At 62.7% G+C, this 20235-nt stretch carries 22 protein-coding genes and 1 pseudogene; 11 read left to right on the top strand and 12 right to left on the bottom strand.

Annotated elements, in window-relative coordinates:
* Positions 1–153: 153 nt before the first annotated feature.
* Both DSM100688_RS10825 and DSM100688_RS10820 read right to left on the bottom strand, forming a co-directional pair.
* Complete coding sequence (locus DSM100688_RS10825) at positions 154–1674, bottom strand: aminotransferase class I/II-fold pyridoxal phosphate-dependent enzyme (RefSeq protein WP_163146986.1); 1521 nt, start codon at positions 1672–1674, stop codon at positions 154–156.
* Positions 1675–2041: 367 nt separating this feature from the next.
* Complete coding sequence (locus tag DSM100688_RS10820; protein ID WP_163146967.1) at positions 2042–2938, bottom strand: LysR family transcriptional regulator; 897 nt, start codon at positions 2936–2938, stop codon at positions 2042–2044.
* Positions 2939–3070: 132 nt separating this feature from the next.
* Here DSM100688_RS10820 and DSM100688_RS10815 point away from each other — a divergent pair, with 132 nt between their 5' ends.
* The 3 genes and pseudogenes from DSM100688_RS10815 to DSM100688_RS12405 form a co-directional block, all read left to right on the top strand.
* Positions 3071–3718 (top strand): sugar O-acetyltransferase, encoded by a 648-nt coding sequence (locus tag DSM100688_RS10815; protein ID WP_204316744.1) that lies wholly within the window; start codon positions 3071–3073, stop codon positions 3716–3718.
* Between the two features lie 154 nt (positions 3719–3872).
* Positions 3873–4352 (top strand): aldo/keto reductase, encoded by a 480-nt coding sequence (locus DSM100688_RS10810; protein WP_152359101.1) that lies wholly within the window; start codon positions 3873–3875, stop codon positions 4350–4352.
* Positions 4267–4494: pseudogene (locus DSM100688_RS12405) on the top strand (aldo/keto reductase); the annotation flags it as partial. The gene DSM100688_RS10810 and the pseudogene DSM100688_RS12405, both read left to right, overlap by 86 nt.
* Here the strand turns inward: DSM100688_RS12405 and DSM100688_RS10800 are convergent.
* Positions 4479–5276 (bottom strand): aldo/keto reductase, encoded by a 798-nt coding sequence (locus tag DSM100688_RS10800; protein ID WP_476727152.1) that lies wholly within the window; start codon positions 5274–5276, stop codon positions 4479–4481. The pseudogene DSM100688_RS12405 and the gene DSM100688_RS10800 sit on opposite strands and share 16 nt — an antisense overlap.
* 202 nt (positions 5277–5478) lie before the next feature.
* Between DSM100688_RS10800 and DSM100688_RS10795 the strand changes: the two genes are divergently transcribed.
* Positions 5479–5919 carry a GNAT family N-acetyltransferase gene (locus DSM100688_RS10795; RefSeq protein WP_152359099.1) on the top strand — a complete coding sequence of 147 codons (441 nt, stop codon included), beginning with the start codon at positions 5479–5481 and terminating at the stop codon, positions 5917–5919.
* 85 nt (positions 5920–6004) lie between these two features.
* On the opposite strand, the gene DSM100688_RS10790 is transcribed toward DSM100688_RS10795, so the two are convergent.
* On the bottom strand, positions 6005–6574 hold the full coding sequence (locus DSM100688_RS10790) for a GNAT family N-acetyltransferase (protein ID WP_152359098.1): 570 nt from the start codon (positions 6572–6574) through the stop codon (positions 6005–6007).
* Positions 6571–7512, bottom strand: a complete 942-nt coding sequence (locus tag DSM100688_RS10785; RefSeq protein WP_163146966.1) for an AraC family transcriptional regulator — start codon at positions 7510–7512, stop codon at positions 6571–6573. The genes DSM100688_RS10790 and DSM100688_RS10785 overlap by 4 nt, the downstream gene beginning before the upstream one ends.
* A 246-nt stretch (positions 7513–7758) precedes the next feature.
* Here DSM100688_RS10785 and DSM100688_RS10780 point away from each other — a divergent pair, with 246 nt between their 5' ends.
* Together DSM100688_RS10780 and DSM100688_RS10775 are read left to right on the top strand one after the other, a co-directional pair.
* On the top strand, positions 7759–8328 hold the full coding sequence (locus DSM100688_RS10780; protein WP_152359096.1) for a DUF1349 domain-containing protein: 570 nt from the start codon (positions 7759–7761) through the stop codon (positions 8326–8328).
* Between the two features lie 123 nt (positions 8329–8451).
* Positions 8452–9108 carry a sugar O-acetyltransferase gene (locus DSM100688_RS10775; protein ID WP_152359095.1) on the top strand — a complete coding sequence of 219 codons (657 nt, stop codon included), beginning with the start codon at positions 8452–8454 and terminating at the stop codon, positions 9106–9108.
* Positions 9109–9184: 76 nt separating this feature from the next.
* Here the strand turns inward: DSM100688_RS10775 and DSM100688_RS10770 are convergent, their stop codons facing one another.
* Positions 9185–9637: a winged helix-turn-helix transcriptional regulator gene (locus DSM100688_RS10770; protein WP_152359094.1), complete on the bottom strand. Its 453-nt coding sequence runs from the start codon at positions 9635–9637 to the stop codon at positions 9185–9187.
* Positions 9638–9802: 165 nt separating this feature from the next.
* On the opposite strand from DSM100688_RS10770, the gene DSM100688_RS10765 reads away from it, so the two are divergent.
* Together DSM100688_RS10765 and DSM100688_RS10760 are read left to right on the top strand one after the other, a co-directional pair.
* Entirely contained in the window at positions 9803–10318 is a 516-nt protein-coding gene (locus DSM100688_RS10765; RefSeq protein ID WP_163146965.1) for a flavodoxin family protein, read from the top strand.
* A gap of 104 nt (positions 10319–10422) precedes the next feature.
* Entirely contained in the window at positions 10423–11142 is a 720-nt protein-coding gene (locus DSM100688_RS10760) for an SDR family NAD(P)-dependent oxidoreductase (protein WP_152359092.1), read from the top strand.
* A gap of 224 nt (positions 11143–11366) precedes the next feature.
* Here the strand turns inward: DSM100688_RS10760 and DSM100688_RS10755 are convergent, their stop codons facing one another.
* On the bottom strand, positions 11367–12005 hold the full coding sequence (locus tag DSM100688_RS10755) for an SGNH/GDSL hydrolase family protein (RefSeq protein ID WP_152359091.1): 639 nt from the start codon (positions 12003–12005) through the stop codon (positions 11367–11369).
* A 216-nt stretch (positions 12006–12221) separates the two neighbouring features.
* Between DSM100688_RS10755 and DSM100688_RS10750 the strand changes: the two genes are divergently transcribed.
* Positions 12222–12746: an NAD(P)H-dependent oxidoreductase gene (locus DSM100688_RS10750; protein ID WP_152359090.1), complete on the top strand. Its 525-nt coding sequence runs from the start codon at positions 12222–12224 to the stop codon at positions 12744–12746.
* Between the two features lie 810 nt (positions 12747–13556).
* Here the strand turns inward: DSM100688_RS10750 and DSM100688_RS10740 are convergent.
* The 3 genes from DSM100688_RS10740 to DSM100688_RS10730 all read right to left on the bottom strand — a co-directional run bounded on the left by DSM100688_RS10740 (position 13557) and on the right by DSM100688_RS10730 (position 16388).
* The gene (locus tag DSM100688_RS10740) at positions 13557–13916 is read right to left on the bottom strand and encodes a cupin domain-containing protein (protein ID WP_152359089.1); all 360 of its coding nucleotides are present in this window, start codon (positions 13914–13916) and stop codon (positions 13557–13559) included.
* Between the two features lie 138 nt (positions 13917–14054).
* Entirely contained in the window at positions 14055–14894 is an 840-nt protein-coding gene (locus tag DSM100688_RS10735; RefSeq protein WP_152359088.1) for a class I SAM-dependent methyltransferase, read from the bottom strand.
* A gap of 177 nt (positions 14895–15071) precedes the next feature.
* Positions 15072–16388: an NADH:flavin oxidoreductase/NADH oxidase family protein gene (locus DSM100688_RS10730; RefSeq protein ID WP_152359087.1), complete on the bottom strand. Its 1317-nt coding sequence runs from the start codon at positions 16386–16388 to the stop codon at positions 15072–15074.
* Positions 16389–16488: 100 nt separating this feature from the next.
* Between DSM100688_RS10730 and DSM100688_RS10725 the strand changes: the two genes are divergently transcribed.
* A complete protein-coding gene (locus tag DSM100688_RS10725) occupies positions 16489–17067 on the top strand; it encodes a TetR/AcrR family transcriptional regulator (RefSeq protein ID WP_152359086.1) in 579 nt (192 codons plus the stop codon).
* A gap of 28 nt (positions 17068–17095) precedes the next feature.
* On the opposite strand, the gene DSM100688_RS10720 is transcribed toward DSM100688_RS10725, so the two are convergent.
* On the bottom strand, positions 17096–17722 hold the full coding sequence (locus tag DSM100688_RS10720) for a sugar O-acetyltransferase (RefSeq protein WP_152359085.1): 627 nt from the start codon (positions 17720–17722) through the stop codon (positions 17096–17098).
* Positions 17723–17909: 187 nt separating this feature from the next.
* Here DSM100688_RS10720 and DSM100688_RS10715 point away from each other — a divergent pair, with 187 nt between their 5' ends.
* Complete coding sequence (locus DSM100688_RS10715; protein ID WP_152359084.1) at positions 17910–18911, top strand: helix-turn-helix domain-containing protein; 1002 nt, start codon at positions 17910–17912, stop codon at positions 18909–18911.
* Here DSM100688_RS10715 and DSM100688_RS10710 read toward each other — a convergent pair.
* Positions 18847–20223 carry a DHA2 family efflux MFS transporter permease subunit gene (locus tag DSM100688_RS10710; protein ID WP_152359083.1) on the bottom strand — a complete coding sequence of 459 codons (1377 nt, stop codon included), beginning with the start codon at positions 20221–20223 and terminating at the stop codon, positions 18847–18849. The genes DSM100688_RS10715 and DSM100688_RS10710 overlap by 65 nt on opposite strands.
* Positions 20224–20235: the final 12 nt, after the last annotated feature.

Raw genomic sequence — 20235 nt, 5'->3', positions numbered from 1 at the left:
ATGCGTTGGACAGAGTACCGCTCGGGCATGTCAAACACGTTTCGGTGTCCATATACCGAGTCGGGCGAAATGTCAATACCCAATTTTATGCGGATGTCGCCGCGGACATGCGCGGCGGCACCCGTCGTCCGTCATGCGGACGGATCATTGGGATCACTGATGGTAGTAGCTCAGGAAGTCGGCGAGCTTGTCGACCGCGTCCTTGAGCACTTCGATGCGCGGCAGGTAGACGATGCGGAAGTGGTCCGGCTCCTGCCAGTTGAAGCCGCCGCCGCGCGTGATGAGGATGCGCTTGTCGTGCAGCAGGTCGAGCGCGAACTGCTCGTCGTCGGTGATGTTGAACTTCTTCACGTCGAGTTTCGGGAAGATGTAGAACGCGGCCTTCGGCTTGACCGCGGTGACGCCGTCGATCGCGTTGAGCGCCTCGTAGATGTAGTCGCGCTGGTCGTGAATGCGGCCGCCGGGCACGATGTAGTCGTTGACGGACTGGTGGCCGCCGAGCGCGGTCTGCACGATCGACTGGGCGGGCACGTTCGAGCAGATGCGCATGTTGGTGAGCATGTTCAGGCCTTCGATGTAGTCCTTGGCGACGCGCTTGTTGCCGCTCAGGACCATCCAGCCGATGCGATAACCGGCGATCATGTGCGACTTCGACAGGCCGGAGAACGTGACGCAGAACAGGTCGGGCGCCATCGACGCGATGGAGACGTGCTTCAGGCCGTCCATGACGAGGCGGTCGTAGATCTCGTCGGAGAAGATCATGAGCTGGTGCTCGCGGGCGAGATCGACGATCTGCTGGAGCACTTCGGGCGGGTAGAGCGCGCCGGTCGGGTTGTTCGGGTTGATCAGGACGATCGCGACCGTACGATCGGTGATCTTCGCGCGCATGTCGTCGATGTCCGGGTACCATTCGGACTTCTCGTCGCACGTGTAGTGGACGGCGGTGCCGCCGGCGAGGTTCACGCAGGCGGTCCACAGCGGGTAGTCGGGGCTCGGCACGAGCACTTCGTCGCCGTTGTCGAGCAGCGCAGACATGGACAGGTTGATGAGCTCGCTCACGCCGTTGCCGGTATAGATGTCCTCGATGCCGACGTTGGGGATGTTCTTGAGCTGCGCGTACTGCATGATGGCCTTGCGGGCGGAGAACAGGCCCTTGGACGCCGAATAGCCTTCGGTGTCGGTGAGCTGGCGGCCCATGTCGTAGACGACCTCGTCGGGCGTGCGGAAGCCGAACGGCGCGGGGTTGCCGATGTTGAGCTTGAGCACGTGCATGCCGGCCTCCTCCATGCGGGCGGCCTCGTCGACGACCGGGCCGCGCACGTCGTAGAGGACGTTGTCGAGTTTGGTGGATTTGTGGAACTGGCGCATGGGGATTCCTTCTTCCGTGAGGATGGTCGGATGGTTTGATGTGGTGTTGCGTTGTGATTGCGGGCGATCGGATTGCGCCGTCTCGGCGAGGATCGCGGGCGGTTGCGGATGGCTTGTCTCCGGTGTGTCGTGGCCGAGCAGCCATTCCTCGTCGACGCCGAGCGTATCGGCGAGGAACCGCAGCGTTTCCGTGCGCGGTATGGTCTTGCCGCCGACGTACTGGCTGATGTGGCTTTTACCGAGTTTGACCCCGGCTCGTTCGGCTGCGTGGACGATGTCGATCTGTTTGAGATGGCGGGCGTCCATCGCCGTCTTCAACCGTGCGGAGAAACTTTCCACGTCACTCCCCCAATCCCAGAAAGTTCAAAGTTCAAAATCGTTGGTTCAAACCATAGCACCGCATCATGTAACGAAACGCCAAAAGTTCAATTTTTGGCGCTTCGCCGTCTAAATTGAACCTTCTGGTCGGCGCGCGCCTCTCCCCTGCAGACCATGTGCATCCGTGGGAAACACACGCTGGACACCGCCTCAGCGTGTGTTTCCCACGGATGCGGCGGTGGGTTTCCGCTGGCTGCACACGCCAGGATCCGGCCGATCGTGTGCAACCAGCGGAAACCCACGTTCGGACGCGGCGCATGGCACGGATCAGATCGGCGGATGGCGTCCAACCCCGTCAATCGGCCGGATCGAGCAGGTCGGATGCGCCGGCATCGCGCAACGACTTGACGAACGCGGCGGCCGAAGAGTTGAGCGTGCGACCGCGTCGCCACACGACGGCGGACGGCACGTCGAGGCGCGGTGTCAACGGCACGAATTGCAGGCCGTCGCCGATCTGGCCGACGTCGATGCACAGAGCGATGCCAAGACCGTGCCGCACCGCGGTCGCCGCGTTCAACGGCAGGTTGTAGGTGCCGGCGACCGTGATTTCGTCGCGAACGCCGCCGAGCCAGTTGTCCAGCATGCCGCGCATCTGCGGCCGGTATTGCATCAGCACATCCCGCCCCGCGAGATCGACGGGCATGATCTCGTTGCGATCGGCCAGTGCGTCGTCGTCGCGCATCATCACACCCCAACGGTCCGACTGCGGCAGATGCAGGAAGTCGAACCGTTCCGCGTCGATCGCTCCACCCATCACGGCGACGTCGGACAGCCCTTGTTCCAGCCGTTCCTGCATCACATCGGCCGTTGCGGAAAACAACGCGAACCGCACGCGCGGATGCCGTGCACGGAACGCGACCATACGGTCGGCCAGCCAGTCGACGCCGCGCAGTTCGCCACAGCAGATCGCGATCTCGCCGTCCAGATCCTCGGTCGAACGGTTCGTCACGTCATTCACGGTCTTGTCGGCGAGTTCGATGAGCGCCCGCGCCCGGTCGCGCAGCAGCATGCCCTCGGGAGTCAACGCGATGGACCGCTGGCCCCGTTCAAACAACGTCACGCCGAGCTCGCGTTCGAGCTGCTGCAGTTGACGCGACATCGTGGGCTGGGATATGCGCAACAGTTCGGCGCCGCCGGTGATGCTGCCCTCTTCGGCCACCGCCAGAAAATACCGCAGTACACGCAGTTCCACATCAGCTCCGTTCCATCGCAAACGCCGGCACATAACCCATACGGTTCAAGCATAGTAGAGCATGTAGCCATGCTATTGGACAATAGATGTGTGCGGCGGTTCAATGATGACAGCAATCGGAAGGAATATCCCATGACAGCCAATGCCATCGTCAGCGACATGACCAATACATCGACAAACGACACCGCCAAGACGACATCGGAGGAACCGCTTTCCCCCGCCGCGGATCTACTCGCCCGCGACCGCGGCGGCAAACCGGTCGACCCGCACGAGCCCGGCTACGACACCGTTATCGGCGCCATCATCCGCACCACGAAACGACTGTGCATCGAACTCAACACCGGATACCACGAACCTGAGGAGACGCACGCGCTCTTCGAGAAGATCGTCGGACACCGCGTGGACCCGTCGTTCCGGCTCAACCCGCCGTTCTACACGGATTTCGGTCGCAACATCACGCTCGGACGCAACGTGTTCATCAACTGGGGGTGCACGCTCATGGACCGCGGCGGCATCAGCATCGGCGACGACTCGTTCCTGGGGCCGAACGTGCAGCTTATCACCATCAATCATCTCAAGGACCCGGCGCATCGCGCGACCACCGTGAGCCGGCCGATCACGATCGGCAGACGCGTGTGGATCGGCGCGGGGGCGATCATCCTGCAGCACGTGACGGTCGGCGACGGCGCGATCGTCGGCGCGGGCGCGATCGTCACGCACGACGTGCCGGCCGGCGCGATCGTCGCCGGCAACCCGGCCCGCGTCATCGGCCACGTCTGACCGCGGCACCGCGTGACGTCGCGTGACATCATGTGACGTCACGCGATAAGCCGATGCACATACCGTCGGAACCGTCACTCAGTGCGCGCAATCGACATGCCGACGCGCACGCAGTGACGGTTCCGGCCCGTTAACCATCACTCAGTGCGCGCCCATGTCACGATCGCGCGTACACAGTGATATTACGAAAGGAACGCATCATGGCAACGAACAGTACGACCATCGCCGCGACGACGTGGTGATCGCCACCAAGTTCGGTTTCGCCCTGCAAGGCGGCCCGAACGGCGGCGAATCCAGTAGCGGTGCGGCGCTGGACGCGTCCGGTCGAGTGCAGCAGACCGATTCGCGACCCACGACGATACGCAAGGCGGTCGAGGGTTCGCTCAAACGACTGCACACCGATCATATCGACCTGTACTATCAGCATCGCGTGGACACGACCGTACCGATCGAGGACGTGGCCGGCGTGATGGGCGAACTGATGGCCGAAGGCAAGATCCTGCACGGGGGACTGTCAGAGGCCGCACCAGCCACCGTGCGCCGCGCGCATGCGGTCACCGCCGGTGACGGCCGTGCAGAACGAGTATTCGATGTGGTGGCGGCGCCCCGAACGGGAGCTGATGCCGGTGCTTGAGGAGCTGGGCATCGGGCTGGTGCCGTTCAGTCCGCTCGGCAAGGCGATGCTGGCAGGCCGGTTCACCGCGACCACACGGTTCGCCGACGACGACTATCGCAGCAAAATTCCGCGTTTCTCCCTCGATCACATGACGCACAACATCCGCATGAGCGAATATGTGCAGTCATTGGCGGACGAGCGTGGCGTCGCGCCCGCACACAGATCGCACTCGGCTGGCTGCTCGCGCAACGCCCGTGGATCGTGCCGATTCCCGGCACCAAGCACGTCGACCGTCTGCGGCAGAACCTCGGCGGCACGGCCGTCACGTTCACGCCGGACGAGCAGGCCGAGATCAACCGCACGCTCGATTCGATCACCATCGAAGGCGCTCGATACGCTCCCACGCAGGAAGCGCTCACCGAGGTTGTAGTGGCTTTGGATGGACACGAACTTGGCCCAGCCGTTGGCTTCCGCGAGATCGTTCATTGTGGCGAGCTGGTAGGCGTAGCAGTTGGAGATGCCGATGGAGCGCGCCTTGCCGACCTTGACGGCCTCGTTCATGCCTTCCATGATCTCCGCCATGTCGGTGTGGTAGTCCCACATGTGGCAGATGTACAGGTCGACGTAGTCGAGGCCGAGGTGCCTGAGGCTCGCGTCGAGGTTGTTCATGACGTGTTGCTGGCCGCTCACGCCGGCTTCGCGTTCGGCGTCCGTACGCGGCAGGAACTTGGTGGTGATCTGGTAGTCTTCGCGCTTGCCGGCGATGGAGCGCAGCGCGCGGCCGACGTATTCCTCGCTGGTGCCGTCCGCGTAACCGATGGCCGTGTCGTAGAACGTGATGCCGCGTTCGAAGCCGTACCGGATGATCTCTCGCGACCGGTCGGCGTCGAGTATCCACGAATGATACCCCTTGGTCGCATCGCCGAATCCCATGCAACCCATGCAAATGCGGGACACGGTCACGTCGCTGTTACCCAGTGTGGCGTATTCCATTGGTCGATTCCTTTCCGGCTCGTCGTCACGGACGTCCGCCGTCCGCTATGGTGCATTACATCGCACTCGGCACGCCATGTCCAATAGGTTCGTTCGATGGCCTGCCATACGGTTCGGACATGGAATCTCCGGCAACTTATACCATGGTCTCATGCAGTTGACAGTGAAACGGTTTGCAGAGTTGAGCGTGGCGGAGCTTCACGAGATCTATCGCGTGCGCGTGGCGGTGTTCGTGGTGGAGCAGCAGTGCGCCTATCAGGAGATCGACGATGCGGACCCGCATTGCTGGCACGTGTTCCTGCATGACGAGGACGGCATCGCCGCCTATTGCCGCGTGGTCGATCCGGGCGTCACGTTCCCTGAAGTCTCGATCGGCCGCGTGCTAGCGACCCGTCGCCGGCAGGGTCTCGGCACGCGGATCGTGCGCGAAGGACTGCGCGTGGCGCAGGAACGCGAGCACGCCAGCGTCGTGCGCATCGAGGCGCAGACCTACGCGCGCGGCCTGTACGAGCAGTTCGGCTTCACACAGGTCTCCGACGAGTTCCTTGAGGATGGCATCCCCCATATCATCATGGTCTGGCGCGCGCAATAATCCGTGCGAATCATGCGATCACGACCGCGGACTTGTCGTCAGGTGCGGATCGTATGCGGACGGCGGTTCGTCATATCCTGACCAGTCACCATAGCTGTCCTTCCCCGAGCTCGAGGACGATGTCCGCATGTTCGAAGTCGGCCGCATGTGCCTTCGCGCGCGGAGACAGCAATCTGATCATGGTGGCCAGGTGCAGGCTGTCGCTGCGGAATGGCCGCTCTCTGGTGCCTCCGACAAGGCAGACGTCCTTGGCGATGTTCCAACCGCCGCGTTCGTACAGGGGTATCTTGTCAGGCTCGCAGGTAAAGACGCTGAGGTCCGGTCGCCGGTCGGCGATGTACCGCGCGGCTCGGCGAATGGTCGTGGTCGCGAGTCCCCTGCGCCGATATTCTGGCCGTGTCACCACTTCGCTCAGCCCATAGGCGAGATACCGTTGCCCGCGGTGCAGGAATTCGGTTTTCCTGATGCCGACGTGGCAGACCGCAACGTCGCCATCCATCCAGACGAACGAGGTGTCATACGTATCCGGAGCCGACGGGAATGCCCCGTCCTGCCCGCCGTCATCCCAAGCCATGCGTTCCAAGTCCCGAATCGCCGCACCGCAATCCGTCTGCGGATATTGCACCAAGATCATCACATCCCTCCGATCCTTCATCCGTCACATACGTCCTCTCCGGACGGCATTGCGATGTTCTGCGCCGACGTGCCGCGTTGTCTGGCACGATAGTCCCTTGGCGTACATCCGTAGCGTTGTCGGAATCGTTTGGCGAAATAGCTGGCGTCGTTGAACCCGCAGACGTGGGCGACACGCGCGACGGAATCGTCGCCGGAGACGAGCATCACCGCAGCCCGGCGCAGACGGTAGGAGATCAGATACTCCCCCGGGCTGACTGCGGCGAGACGCGTGAACAGTCGGAAACATTCGGTGCGGCCGACGCCGGCGCTGGCCGCGATGTCGGCCACATCGATGCCGTCGCCAAAATGCCGCTGAACGAACGTCATCATGGTGCGCATGCGCCGTTCACGAAGTAGTTCCGTCTCGTCAGGCCGCTCGTCCGGCACCTTGTCGAGCGCCGACAACATCAGTCGCCACAGTTTCGCCACGTGCTCGACGTATTCCAGCGGCGTGGTCGTCCCGCGTTTGCCGGTCGACGTGACCGTCAGTATTTCCGCAAGTATGTCATGGTCTCGGGTCGCGTCGAGACGCAGTCCGGCGAGCGGCCGGTTCGCGACCGGCAGGACGTACTGGCCGTAGATCGTGCCGGACGGCTGCCCGGTGAAGAACAGCGGCGAGAACGTGACGCAGCTCATGATCGCACCTGGAGTGGGATTGTCGGCCGAATGCAGCGCCTCGGAGTTGACGAAGATACCGTCGCCCTGTTCGAGTCGTATCGCGTCGCCGCCGGCGAGATGATAGTCGCATCCGCCGCGCAGCATGATCGCGAATTCGAAGTCGCGATGCCAGTGCACGTTGATCTCATGACCGGCAAGCGTGTCGAAGTAGTCCATGCAGAAGTGGATCGGCAGGGTGGGATCGGCGTACCGCACGTCCTCCAGATAGTCGGAGTTTACTTGCACCGCGATGTTCGCCATGTCACCCCATCTCCATGCATCTTCACGTATCGAATCCGCCATCATGGAACGATTCTCCCATACTCAGGAATCATCATACCAATATTTCGCCATAATAAACGCTTTTTGGAAGCATGTACGGAATTATCATCATAATCAATCACCCCAGTCAAACGGGGATACGCAACGCCGGGTACCGATCCCGAACGCACCGGCACAGACCGGAGCGGGACTCGACCCGGACCACCGACCGAAAGGAATTCCATCATGCTGTGCGCAAACTCGGACAACGTCACATTCAAGATCAGCGGCAGCGTGCTGACCATAGAATCCATACCGGGCAAGGACTTCTTCGTCAACCCGGTGGACGGCAGCGTGGTCGCCGACGCGGCCTTCGTCTACCGTCCGGTCGTGGGCGACTTCGTCTGCCGCGCCAAGATCTCGCTCGAGCACAAGGCGAAGTTCGACGGCGGCGCGCTGTTCGCCTATCAGGACGACGCGCATTGGGTGAAGGCGTGCTTCGAGCAGGGCGACTACGGGTTCAAGTCGGTGGTCACCGTGGCGACCGACGGCGTTTCGGACGACTGCTACGGCGTTACCGTCCACGGCGATTTCGTCTGGCTGCAGCTTGCCCGCACCGACGACGTGTTTTCGATCCACTACTCTTTCGACGGCATGCAGTGGTTCATGTCGCGCCTGTGCTCTTCCATGACGTTCGACCAGCTGCTCAAGGTTGGGTTCGAAGCCCAGTCCCCCAACGGTGAAGGCGGCACACGCACCTTCACCGACTTCGAGATCCTCGACCATCGACTGTCCGATCCGCGGGCCGGACAGTGACCATGCGAGTCCCGGACCGGCATCGGTGCACGCGATCCGATTCGGATACATCGGACACGCCATCTATAATGTACGATCGTACACAATATCGTATACGCAGCATCAGCAAAGGAGCGAACAACCATGACCCAGAACAACTACGACGTCACCGCCGACCTCACGCCCGAGGGGCGCGTCGAATGGGATCTCATGGTGGCCGGCGAGGTCTATCAGGACTCGCACCCGGAGATCGAACGCAAGCGAGTGGAGGCCAAGAAGCTGTTCCGCGCCTATAATGCGCTCGACTACGATCAGGAGACCGAACGCCGCGCGATCATGGAGCAACTGTTCGCCGCGGTCGGCGACGACGTGTTCATCGAACCGAACTTCCGCTGCGAGATGGGCCGCAACATCTCGATCGGCTCGCACGCATACATCAACTTCGATTGCGTGATGCTCGACAATGCGCCGATCACGATCGGTGATTACGTGTGGATCGCGCCGATGGTCGGCCTGTTCGCCACGAACCATGCGCTCGACTTCGAGGAGCGTAAAGCAGGCGCATGCCAGGCCAAGCCGATCGTGATCGAGGACGGCGTGTGGCTGGGCGGCCACGTGACCGTGCTCGGCGGCGTGACCATCGGCCGCGGTGCGGTGATCGGCGCGGGATCGGTCGTCACGCATGACATTCCGGCCGGCGTGATCGCCGTGGGCAATCCGGCCCGCGTGCTGCGTCCGATCACCGACGCGGACAAGACCGGCTTCTGCGAGCGTATCGCCGCACGAGACGCGGCCCGCTGACGACATTCCCTTTCACCTCCGTCTGTCCGCACGAACATCGAGGTCATGCGGACAGACGGAGGAGCCCCCGCGGGCGTCATGCCGATTGGCCGGCGGAACCACGCGCGTCGAGCAGACGCTGGCCCCACTTTTCGAATTCTTTGAGGGCGGGGATGATGGCGTAGCCGTTGGCGGTGAGCGCGTATTCGACGCGCGGCGGCACCTCGTTGTATTGGGTGCGGCTGACGAGGCCGTATTCCTCGAGGTCGCGCAGCGTGTTGGTAAGCATCATGTTGGTGATGCCGAGCTCGCGTTTGATCTCGTTGTATCGGGCGGCGCCGCGTACGGACAGCACGTACATGACCGGCAGTTTCCACTTGCCTTCGATGGCCTTGAACGCGTAGCCGATGGCGCAGGTGGGCGCGGTGAGGTTCCCGGCATCGTCGCCAGTGGCCTCGCCGGCACGCGACGCCGCCCAAGTAACCGTGCCGGAGACGGAGGCCGCATCGGACCGTGCTGCCGTTCCATTGGATTCAACCTGCTCATTCATGATTCCCCATCCTAACATCGCTGTCATATTCCAAAAATCAGTTTTTTATTCTAAGAACGAAAAGTATATGTACTCATGCATACTGTCCTTATCGGATCATGGCAGGAACATACAGCGCCCGCCACGGCAAGACAGCAAACACCAAACCGATCGAAAGGACAGATCATGGCCAAGCACATCCTCGTCATCCAGGGCAGCCCAACCAAGGGCGGCAACGCCGACATGCTCGCCGACGCATTCATCGAAGGCGCCGAGGCCGCCGGCAACACCGCGACCAAACTCACGCTTGCCGACATGAACATCGCGCCGTTCACCGGCTACGACCAGCCGGCCGACGACATGACGACCGTGATGGAGCAGATGAAGGCGGCGGACGGCATCGTGATCGCCACGCCGACCTATTGGATGCAGTTCTCGGCGCAGATCAAGGCGATGATGGACCGTCTGCCGTTCGACGCGCACGACGATCTGGCCGGCAAGGAGTCGGCGCTGCTGGTCGCCGGCGCCAGCCCCGAGGAGGTGCTCGCCAAGAACGTGCTCGGCTATTACCAGATGTGCTTTGGCGAAAGCCTCGGCTGGAAGATTCGCGGTTCCGTCCTCGCCGCCGGCGTGTTCGCGCCCGGCCAGGTGGCCTCGACGCCATACCTCGACAAGGCCCGTGAACTCGGCCGCGAGTTCTGAGCCGCGCATCCCGTGTCGCACGGCATACCACAAGCCACGTCAACCTCTACGGCACCAGCCACGTCAAGGCATATCAACAGAACACGCAACGAAGGGACATCATCATGCAGATCGCACTCATCACCGGCTCGGGCCGCAAGGGCGGCCTCGGCTACGAGACCGCCCGCCAGCTCGGCGAGGCCGGCTATCACGTCATCCTCGCCGCACGCCGGCCGGAAATCGCGCAGCTCACGCAGGAACTGATCGATCAGGATATCTCCGCCAGTTACGTGCGGCTCGACACCACCGACGAAGCATCCGTCGCCGCGGCGGCCGCGGAAGTCGACCGTCGCTTTGGCCGACTCGACGCACTCATCAATAACGCGGCGTCCATGCGCGCCGGCGCGTCCGTCGAACGGCAGGACATCGCCGAAATGCGCGCCGTGCTCGACACGAACGTCATCGGCACGTGGATCGTGACGCAACAATTCATCCCGCTGCTGCGCAAGTCGGAACACGGCCGCATCGTCAACGTGTCCAGCGGCGCCGGCTCGTACGGCGACCCGCAGTACGGCTTCCTGCACGGCTCGATGGGCATTCCCGCATCCGGTTACGGCATCTCCAAGCTCGCGCTCAACGGGCTGACGATCAAAACGGCGAAGGAGCTCGCCGCCGACCATATCCTCGTCAACGCGGTCTGCCCGGACATCACCGACACCTACGGATCCGGCATGTTCGGCCGACCGGTCGAGGTGAGCGCCAAAAGCGTGACCTGGGCGGCGACGCTGCCCGACGACGGCCCGACCGGCGGCTTCTTCCGCGACGGCCAACCGCTGCCGTGGTAAGGGGCGGGTCCTGAACAGCACCGGTGATGCCGATCCCGCACGCTAGTCACGTCGCCCGCCCGCCGCGGCATCATCAACCGACACCATTCGACCGTCACTCAGTGCGCGCAACGACGAGGACCGCGCGCACTGAGTGATGATGACGACGACCGAACCGTCACTCGGTGCGCGCCCATGTTGCGATTGCGCGCACCGAGTGACGGTTGCGGCGATCCAAGTGTGGTTCAGTGACGCGCCGCCCAGTCGTCACGTAACAGTTTGGCCATCGCGTCGGCGAATTTGGCGTGGTTCGCGCCGTCCATATGCAGTTGGTCGAGGTCGCTCGGTTCGGCGACCTGCGCGGCGTCGAAGAACAGGCATCCCTCGCGTTCGGCCACGCGCCGGTACTCCCCCGCCAGCTGATGCGACAGTTCGACCGCGTGCTCGTCGAAGCCGATGAACCCGCTGGTCGAGATGCCGGGCTTGATATGGATCGGCGAGACGACGACGATGCGCGGCATCGGCGCCCCACGATTGTCGGTGATCTTGACCTCGTGGACGAGCATGTCGAGTCCGGCGGCGATCACGCGCGCGTCCGCATGGAACATGGCTTTCATGTCGTTGGTACCGAGGCTGATGATGACGTAGTCGAGCGGCCGGTGCGTGATGAGCGCGCCCGGCAGCGCCGCAAGCCCGTTGCGATGCGGTTCGATCGGATTGTCGAACACGGTGGTGCGCCCGCCGAGCCCTTCCTCGATGATGTACCAGTCGTCGCCGAGCAGCCGTTGCAGACGGCCGGCCCAACGCACGTCGCGCGGATGACGGCCGCCGGCCGGATTCGAGCCGTTCGTGTTGGAATCACCGAAACACAGTACGTTGATCATGACCGATCGTCTCTCCTTACGACTTGCGAATGGACCGGAACCGATGCCGAGCATACGACCGCCGTTGCGCGTCGGCCGATCCCGTGCCAACTTTTGCCGCCCGTCGATCGGCACGGCATGTGCGGCAACAATGCCGCCGTGCGGTACAGTGATGTCAATACGCATGAAACGTATGCCTATTCCATCACAGTCACATCAACAGTCGAAGGAGACATCATGAAGACGCTGGTGCTTGTCTTTCACCCCGATCTGAGCCGTTCCCGCGCGAACGCCGCGCTGCTGTCGGCCGCACGCGAACTGCCGGCCGATACGGTCACCGTGCGCGACGAATACGCGCTCTACCCGAACGGCAAGATCGACGTGGCCGCCGAGCAGCAGCTCGTCGAGGAGCACGACCGCATCGTGCTGCAATTCCCGCTGTACTGGTACTCCTCCCCCGCGCTGCTCAAGGAGTGGGAGGACAAGGTGCTCGAATACGGCTGGGCGTACGGCACGGACGGCGAGGCGCTCGTCGGCAAACAGATCATGGTCGCCACGACCGCTGGCGGGCCGGAATCCGAATACCAGCCGGTCGACAACGGCGCGACGATCGGCGAAGTGCTTTCGCCATACCGCATGATGGCCCGGTACACGCACGCCGTGTGGCGCGAGCCGTTCGTCGTGTTCGAGTCGATGGAACTGGACGACGCGGCGCTCGCCGACGCGGGACGGCGGTACCAGGATGCGTTGACCGCAGAATAAGTATCGGAAGTCATGCTGGGGCCGGTCGATGATCGTCGACCGGCCCCAGCATTGCCGGTGTCCGAAGTTATCGGACGGCGGTGAGGAGGAATTGCGGGAACGGGAAGATGACGCTGCCGTCCGACTGTGTCGGGTATACGTTGGGTATACGTCGCGGACTCGTTCGAACACCGTGCGTTCGAATGCCGCTCGTTCGCCGTCATCCGCAAGCGCCTGCAGGTACGGGCGCAGCCCGGTGCCGCGGCGCCAGTCCATGACGGCCTCGTGCGAGGGCAGCGTGTGCAAGTACGTGATCTTCCAGATGCGGAACGTTTCGGCGTTCGCGTGCAGCAGTTCCAGTATTCGGGCGGCGTGAGGTTGTGGAACACGCGGCTCTGCGGCAGCCGGTCCGCATAGGCCGGCGAGTGCACAAGCTCGGCGATGATGCGGCGGATCGGCTCCTCGTAGTTCATCGGGGTCTGCACGGCCAGCATGCCGCCTTCGCGCAGCAGACCGAGCATCGCCGGGATGAGGCACGTATCGTTGTCCGGCGGCAGTTGCGCGGCGAGATCGCGTGACGGCTGCGTGCGCTCCTTGCCGAATCGCAGATATTGTTGGGAATCTCATACGACCATGCGGCTCACGCTAGTCCCGCGCTTGCCGCACGTCCATAATGCCGTCCGCATGGCGATCACCGATCGTCGGGCCACTCCACGTCACGCTCCGAGAGTGCGTTGCGGAATGTTACGGAACGGACCAATCCGATCAAACAACCGTCCAGCGACAGTCATTGCCCCGGTAAGCGCGACGACGCTTCCGATAGGCGGACATTCAGCGTCGCATCATGATAAGCATCATCTTGGATGCCTCCACGGCGTAGACTGCGTGCGGCAGCCGGGTCGGAAAGTGCAGGATGCCACCCGGTACAAGATCCACGGTTCTGCCGCCACCGGTCACTTTGAGATGGCCTTCAAGGCACTGCACGAGCACCGGCATGGCGGCGGTGTGCTCGCTCAGCTCCTGCCCCTTGTCGAAGGAGAAAAGCACCACGTTGGCGCCCTCCACCTGCATCACGGTGCGCGAGACGGTTGCCTCGGGCTGCACTTCGACCAGCGGCTTCAGATCGTCGATGAACTCCATCACCGCAGACGGCTGTGGTTCGTTCGCATTGTTCGTCTGTTCGCTCATCATCGAGCTCCTTCATGGTCATCGCCGATGCCGACGTTGCGAACAACACCGGCATCGGCATGGTCATACGATCAATCTTCGCGCAGCGACCGACCCGTCGCCGCGCGCATCCTTCCAGCGTATCCGCTATCACACAAAACGCTACCGTCGGCGTGCCACGAACGCGACGCCGGTCAGCTTGTCACCGTACGTGTTGAACACGCGACGCATCTGCATGACGCGCGCCCGCAGATCACGATGGGTCAGCACGTTGCGTATAATGCGCAGCACGCCGGCCACGCCCTCGTCCGCCAGATTGCGGCGCATCTTGAGCAATGCCATCGGCTCGCTGCCGCTCCACAGCACGTCGAAGCCGGCGGATTCGAGCAATGCGCGCCATTCGGCCTCAGTCAGCGGACGGGCGTTGACCTTGATGGCCCGGGCGAGATCCTTGCGGATCGCATCCTTGACGGATTCGTCGAGATCGTCCGGCGCGAGGCCCATTTCGTGGATCGCATACAGTCCGCCCGGGGCGAGCAGGCGATGCGCCTCGCCGATGATCGCCCGCTTGCCGCGTTCGGACTGCATGGTGAGCATCGCCTCGCCGATCACCACATCCGCGGACGCGTCCGGCAATCCGGTCTGCGCGGCGTCGGCCAGCACGCAGGTGCCGTTCACCGAGGCCGCCAGCGGTTTGATGATGTCCACCACCTTGTCGTCTCGGTCGACGCCGGTGTATGCCGACGGACCGGCTTCCATGATCAGCCGCGTGGTGCGGCCCAGTCCCGGCGCGAATTCCACCACGCACCGTCCGGCGATCGTCACCTGCGCGAGCATGCGCTTGGTGAGCCGTTCGCCGCCCGGCCTGAGCACGCGTTTGCCCAGCTGGGCCAGCACCCAGTGTCCCTGCATGTGTTCCGCGTCTCGGTCGGCCTGCGGCAGGCTCGCGGGCGGGATGTCCGCGGTTCCCGCGGCACGTTCGGTCTTTGTATGTTCGCTCATTCGTCCCAGCTTACGGGATCGATTCGCCATGCAACAGACTGGTGTCCCGCGCCGGATTGTGGTATATGGCGGCCCCATCGATCGGATCATCGCACGGCATCGTCATGTTCGACAACGATGAATGTCTCATGACTTGTCAATGACAAGTCCCCCGATTACCGAGCTCATCGGTCGCGATCACTGCCGGCCTTTACGGCGGCGCGGGGAGAGTGCGGCTGGGCCGTGCTGCTTGACGGCGAACAGGAGCGCGCGCATGCCGCCGATGCGCGGGTCTGGGCGGTGGCCGCGTGCGATGCGGTGCATCTGCAGTTCGAACCAGCTGATGACGAGGATGCCGCCGAACGCCTTGTCGAGCGGCGTGATGCCGGTCGCCACGCGCGGCAGATCGACGGACCCCTGCCAGCCGTCGCGGATGATGCGGTTTGGCAGGTCGGGCACGAGCGCGAGCGGGCGCGCGATGCCGATCATCTGCGTGATGCCTTCGCTCAGCGCGCGGTTCATGTCGGCGGCGTTGCGGAAGCCGCCGGTCAGCGCGACCGGTACGGTCAGCTCGCCTTTGACTCGGCGTGCGAAATCGGTGAAGTAGACGCCGCGCCGGCGGTCTTCGGCCGCACCGCTGTTGGTCTGGATGACCGGTTTCGCGTAGGTGCCGCCGGAGATGTCGATGAGGTCGACGCCGCGCGCTTCCAGCCGCTTCATGACCCAAATGGATTCCTCTTCGCTGAAGCCGCCCGGCGCGCCGTCGCGTTCGTTGACCTTGATGGCGATCGGCACGTCGGACGAGTTGAGTTTCACCGCGATCGGGAACCGCGGGCCGACGGCTTCGCGCACTGCGTCGAACACGTCAAACAGGAAGCGTGCTCGGTTGGCGAGGCTGCCGCCGTATTCATCGGTGCGTTGGTTGTCGAGCGGTGAGAGGAACTGGTTGATGAGGTAGCCGTGCGCCGCGTGGATCTCCACGCCGGTGAAGCCGGCTTTTTTGGCGATGCGCGCGGTGTTGGCGAATCGGTGGATGATGTCGCGGATCTGGTCTCGGGTCAGTTCGGTCGGTTCGGCGAAGAAATGGCCGTATTCGCCGTCGACTTTGCCGGCGCTCGGCGCGAGCGGATGCGGGTTGATGGTGATGGGCGACTGCCGGCCGGGGTGGTTGATCTGCATCCAGCAGTGTGCGCCGTTCTCGGTGCCGGCCGCCGCCCAGCGGCGCAGCATCACAAGGTCGCGTTCGTCCTCGACGGCGACGTTGCCGGGCTCCCCCAGTTGCGTATGGTCGACCATCACGTTGCCGGTGACGAGCACGCCGGTGCCTCCTTGCGCCCATGCGCGGTACAGGCGCACATGCGCTTCGCTCGGCGCGCAGTCGCGTCCGGCGAGCGCCTCGTTCATCGCGGACTTGTAGAAGCGGTTCTTGACCGTCACGCCGCAGGGCAGGGTCAGCGGTTCGGCTACCAGTGTCTCCGGGATTGCCGCCTTGGTCACACTCGTGTCATTCGTCATGATATTCAACTTTCCAAACGTCTATATTTGTACAGTTGTCAAAAATAACATATTTTTAGACATCTGCAAAATTATGGACGTTAGACTATGATGAACGGTCATGAAGAAAGACCTCAACGGCAAGATCACACGCGGCACGCAACGCACGCTCGACGCGTTCTTCGACGCGATGACGGCACTGCTGCAAACCAAGTCGTTCGCCGACATCAGCGTCAACGAACTATGCGAGCGCGCCGGCTATCCACGCGCCACGTTCTACAACTATTTCGAGGATCGCGACGACCTGCTCACCTACTGCTGGACCGCACTGTCCAGACAAGCCAATCTCGCCGATCTCGCATCAACTAATCCGGCACATCGCGTGGACACGGCGCTCGACGCGATGGCCGACCTGCTGGAATCCAACGCAGACATGCTGCGGCAGGTGTTGGCCAACAATCCACCAGAGGGCCCGTTGTTCTCCAGCCTGCACACGTTCATCAAACGTCAGGCGAGTGAGATCATCCGCACCTGCATCGACCGCGACCGGTTCACACTGCCGGCCGATCTGATCGCCGACCATTACGCGAACACCGTGATGCTCATACTCGACTGGGCATACCTGCGCGGCCACACACTCACCCGCGAACAGCTCCACGACTATGTGCACACCCTGCTGCGCGGCGTGGAGGCCGCGTAGATCACGCCATTCTCCTCCACACCAGAGATCACTTGCCGCGAGTCTCGCACACGAGTTCGTCGTCGGCGAAGGTCATGCCGGGACGGTATTCGGTCATGTCGAGTTCGTTGATCTCGCGTAGCACGCGGCAGGGTACGCCGACCGCGACGACGTGTGCGGGGATGTCATGCGTGACGACCGAACCCGCACCAATCGTCGTGCCTTCGCCGACGGTCACGCCGGGACAGATCGTCACGTTCGCGCCGATCCAGCAGTCGTCGCCGATCACGACCGGATCGGCGAACATGAACCCGCGCATGGCCGGGTTGATCGGATGGCTGACGGTTGCGATGTTCACCGATGGGCCGAACATGACGCGCTTGCCGATGGTGATGCGACCGTCGTCGATGAACGAGCAGTTGACGTTGACGTATGTGCCTTCTCCGATGGTGATATTCCGCCCATAACAGAAGTAGAACGGTGGTTCGATCCACGCTTGGGTCGGCCGGCCAAAGATGGCGTTGATCAGCGTGACGCGACCATCTTTGTCATCCGGCTCCAGATCATTGAACCTTTTCATACGACGTTTAGCGTTCAGCCGATCCTTTGGCAGCCCCTCGCAATAATCGGTGAACAGTTTGCCTTCAGCGATGCGCTGGCGCATGGTTTCCTGCATGATGGCTCCTTCCCGCATAAACGGCTTGTCTTCGCGCGCGATGCTCGTTCATATCGTCCACAAGCCCACGTCATTGATGTCATGAACTATTACACATAACGTATATGCCATAATCAACACAATTACCGGTAGAATATGCGATAGTTTTTGCATTATTTACCGAAAGGTGATCTACATACCAGGTATCATGATCGAGAAACACAGTGAAAGAGGCGGGCCTTTTGTCGTCCGCACGGACGGTTCGGAGCGGGTACGGTATGACTATCCGTCGTTCTTCTCCTATGCGCATCGTGGACGGCTGTCTTCATATCCGTCGATGCGCGCGGAATGTCACTGGCATGACGATTGGGAGTTTCTGGTCGCCGAGCACGGTCATCTGACGTATTTCGTGGACGGCGAGCGCGTGACGATTCGCGAGGGGCAGGGCATTTTCGTCAATGCCAGACGCTTGCATTACGGATATTCGGAGGATGGTTCGGATTGCGAGTTCCTGTGCATGCTGCTCAACCAGATGCGCGCGGGAGCGACGAAGGATGTGCTGGAACGATACCTGCTGCCGATCGGAGATACGTCGCGACCGCCATATCTGCTGCTTGACGCCGCCGACGGGAATGCCGATGTCATCCTGCACATGCTGACGACGATCTCCGCCGCTAACGAATCTGAGATGCCGGCCGCCCAGTTGACGATATTGAGCTGTTTCTATGCCATCGCACAACGGTTGACAACGATGATGGACGACGCCGATGTCAAGCGGATGCACATATCAGGCCCCCTCCCGCTTACGATCCACGCCGGCACGGCATATCAGGAACGTCATCGCACCGGCCGAATCGCATCATTGACGGCAATGGTTGATTTTATCCAGTCGAATTTCTCCCGTCCGCTGACATTAGCCGAGATCGCGAGCGCCGGCACGGTCGGACGGAGTACATGTGCGTCGATTTTCCGAGACTATCTCAACCAGTCGCCGATCGAGTACGTCACAGACGTGCGTATTCGTAAGGCCGTAGAACTGCTGAGTGGCACGGAACTGCCGATATCCGAAGTGGGAATCCGTTGCGGACTACGCTCCCCGGGCTTCTTTTCACGCACCTTCCGTAGCGTCATCGGCGTATCGCCGCTCACCTATCGCAAGCAGTTGCGAAACGACTTGTCCCCTTACCGCGCAGAAACGCGAGCGGGATGAGGATCAGCGGGACCGCGCACGCACCCATCGCCAGATAGGTCAGGTTCATGCCGCGCATGTCCGCCGCAGCCAGACCCATGCCGCCGGCGTGCGCGGAGGCCGCCAGCGCGGTGAGCAGCGCGTTCGCGTCCGCCAGCCGCCCTTCGCCTGCGCAAGCGGTGCCCCAGGTCACGAGCGGCATCATCAGGCAGCCGATCGCGAGCGAGCGCGCCACGTTGATCGTGGCGGCCACCCAGATCGATGCCGCCAATGGCAGCAGTCCCATGCACAGGTTGCTGAGCGTCAGGCAGATGCCGCCGATGAGGAACAGCCGCTTCACGCCGAACCGGTCGTAGAGCCGGCCGGCCATCGGACTGATGATCGCCATCGCGAGCGAGCCGGGCAGACCCACCAGCCCGGCCATCGACGCGGAGCCGCCTTTGATGGTCTGCACGTAGAGCGGCAGCATCACCGACGAACCCATCATCGCGAAGTACAGCAGCATGCTGCCGATCACGCTCAGTGCGAAGCCGCGGTTGCGCAATATGCGTACGTCGAGGAACGGGCGTTCGCGCTTCAGTTGCAGCATCACGAACCACACGGACGTCGCGACGCCGAGCGCCAACGGCAGTAGCACCGCCGTGCTTACGAACGGCATGGAGCCGATGTTGCCGACGCCGAGCGTTACGCCGCCGAACGCGACGACGCTCACCGCGAACGACAACACGTCGAAGGAGCGTTGCGATGTTCTCAGCACGTTGCCGAACACGAAGCATGCCGCGATCAGCGAGATCGCCATCACCGCGATCACCAGATAGAAGATCGACCGCCAGCCGAACGCGTCGACCATCAGACCGGACAACGTGGGCGCGATCACCGGCGTGACGCCGACGGCGAGACCGTACCAGCCCATGATCGTGCCGCGGTTGTCCGGGTAGATGGTCATGAGCACGACCTGCGCCATCGACATGAGCAGTCCGTTGCCGCACGCCTGGATCACGCGGCCGATCATGATGACGGCGAACGGCACCGGTGCCACGCAAACCAGCGAACCGATGATGAACAGCGCCGCGCCGGCGAGATACAGCGGTTTGGTCGGGAACCGCGTGATGAGGAACGCAGTCAGCGGCATGACAATGCCCATCGCGAGCGAGTAACCGCTGGTGAGCCACTGGCCGGTCTGCACGTCGACGCTGAGGTCGGCGACGATGGGCGGCAGGGCCGTGGTGAGGGCGGTCGCCATGATGGTGGTGGCGATGCACGAGAGCATGATGTTGACGAAGATGAGCGCGCGACGGCGGTCGCTCAGTGAGAGCTGTTCGGAATTGGACATGGTGCTGCTTCT

The organism is Bifidobacterium ramosum, assembly GCF_009299505.1.
Taxonomy (GTDB): domain Bacteria; phylum Actinomycetota; class Actinomycetes; order Actinomycetales; family Bifidobacteriaceae; genus Bifidobacterium; species Bifidobacterium ramosum.
Note: the sequence above shows the minus strand (reverse complement) of the source record. Positions and strands in the feature narration are given on the sequence as shown.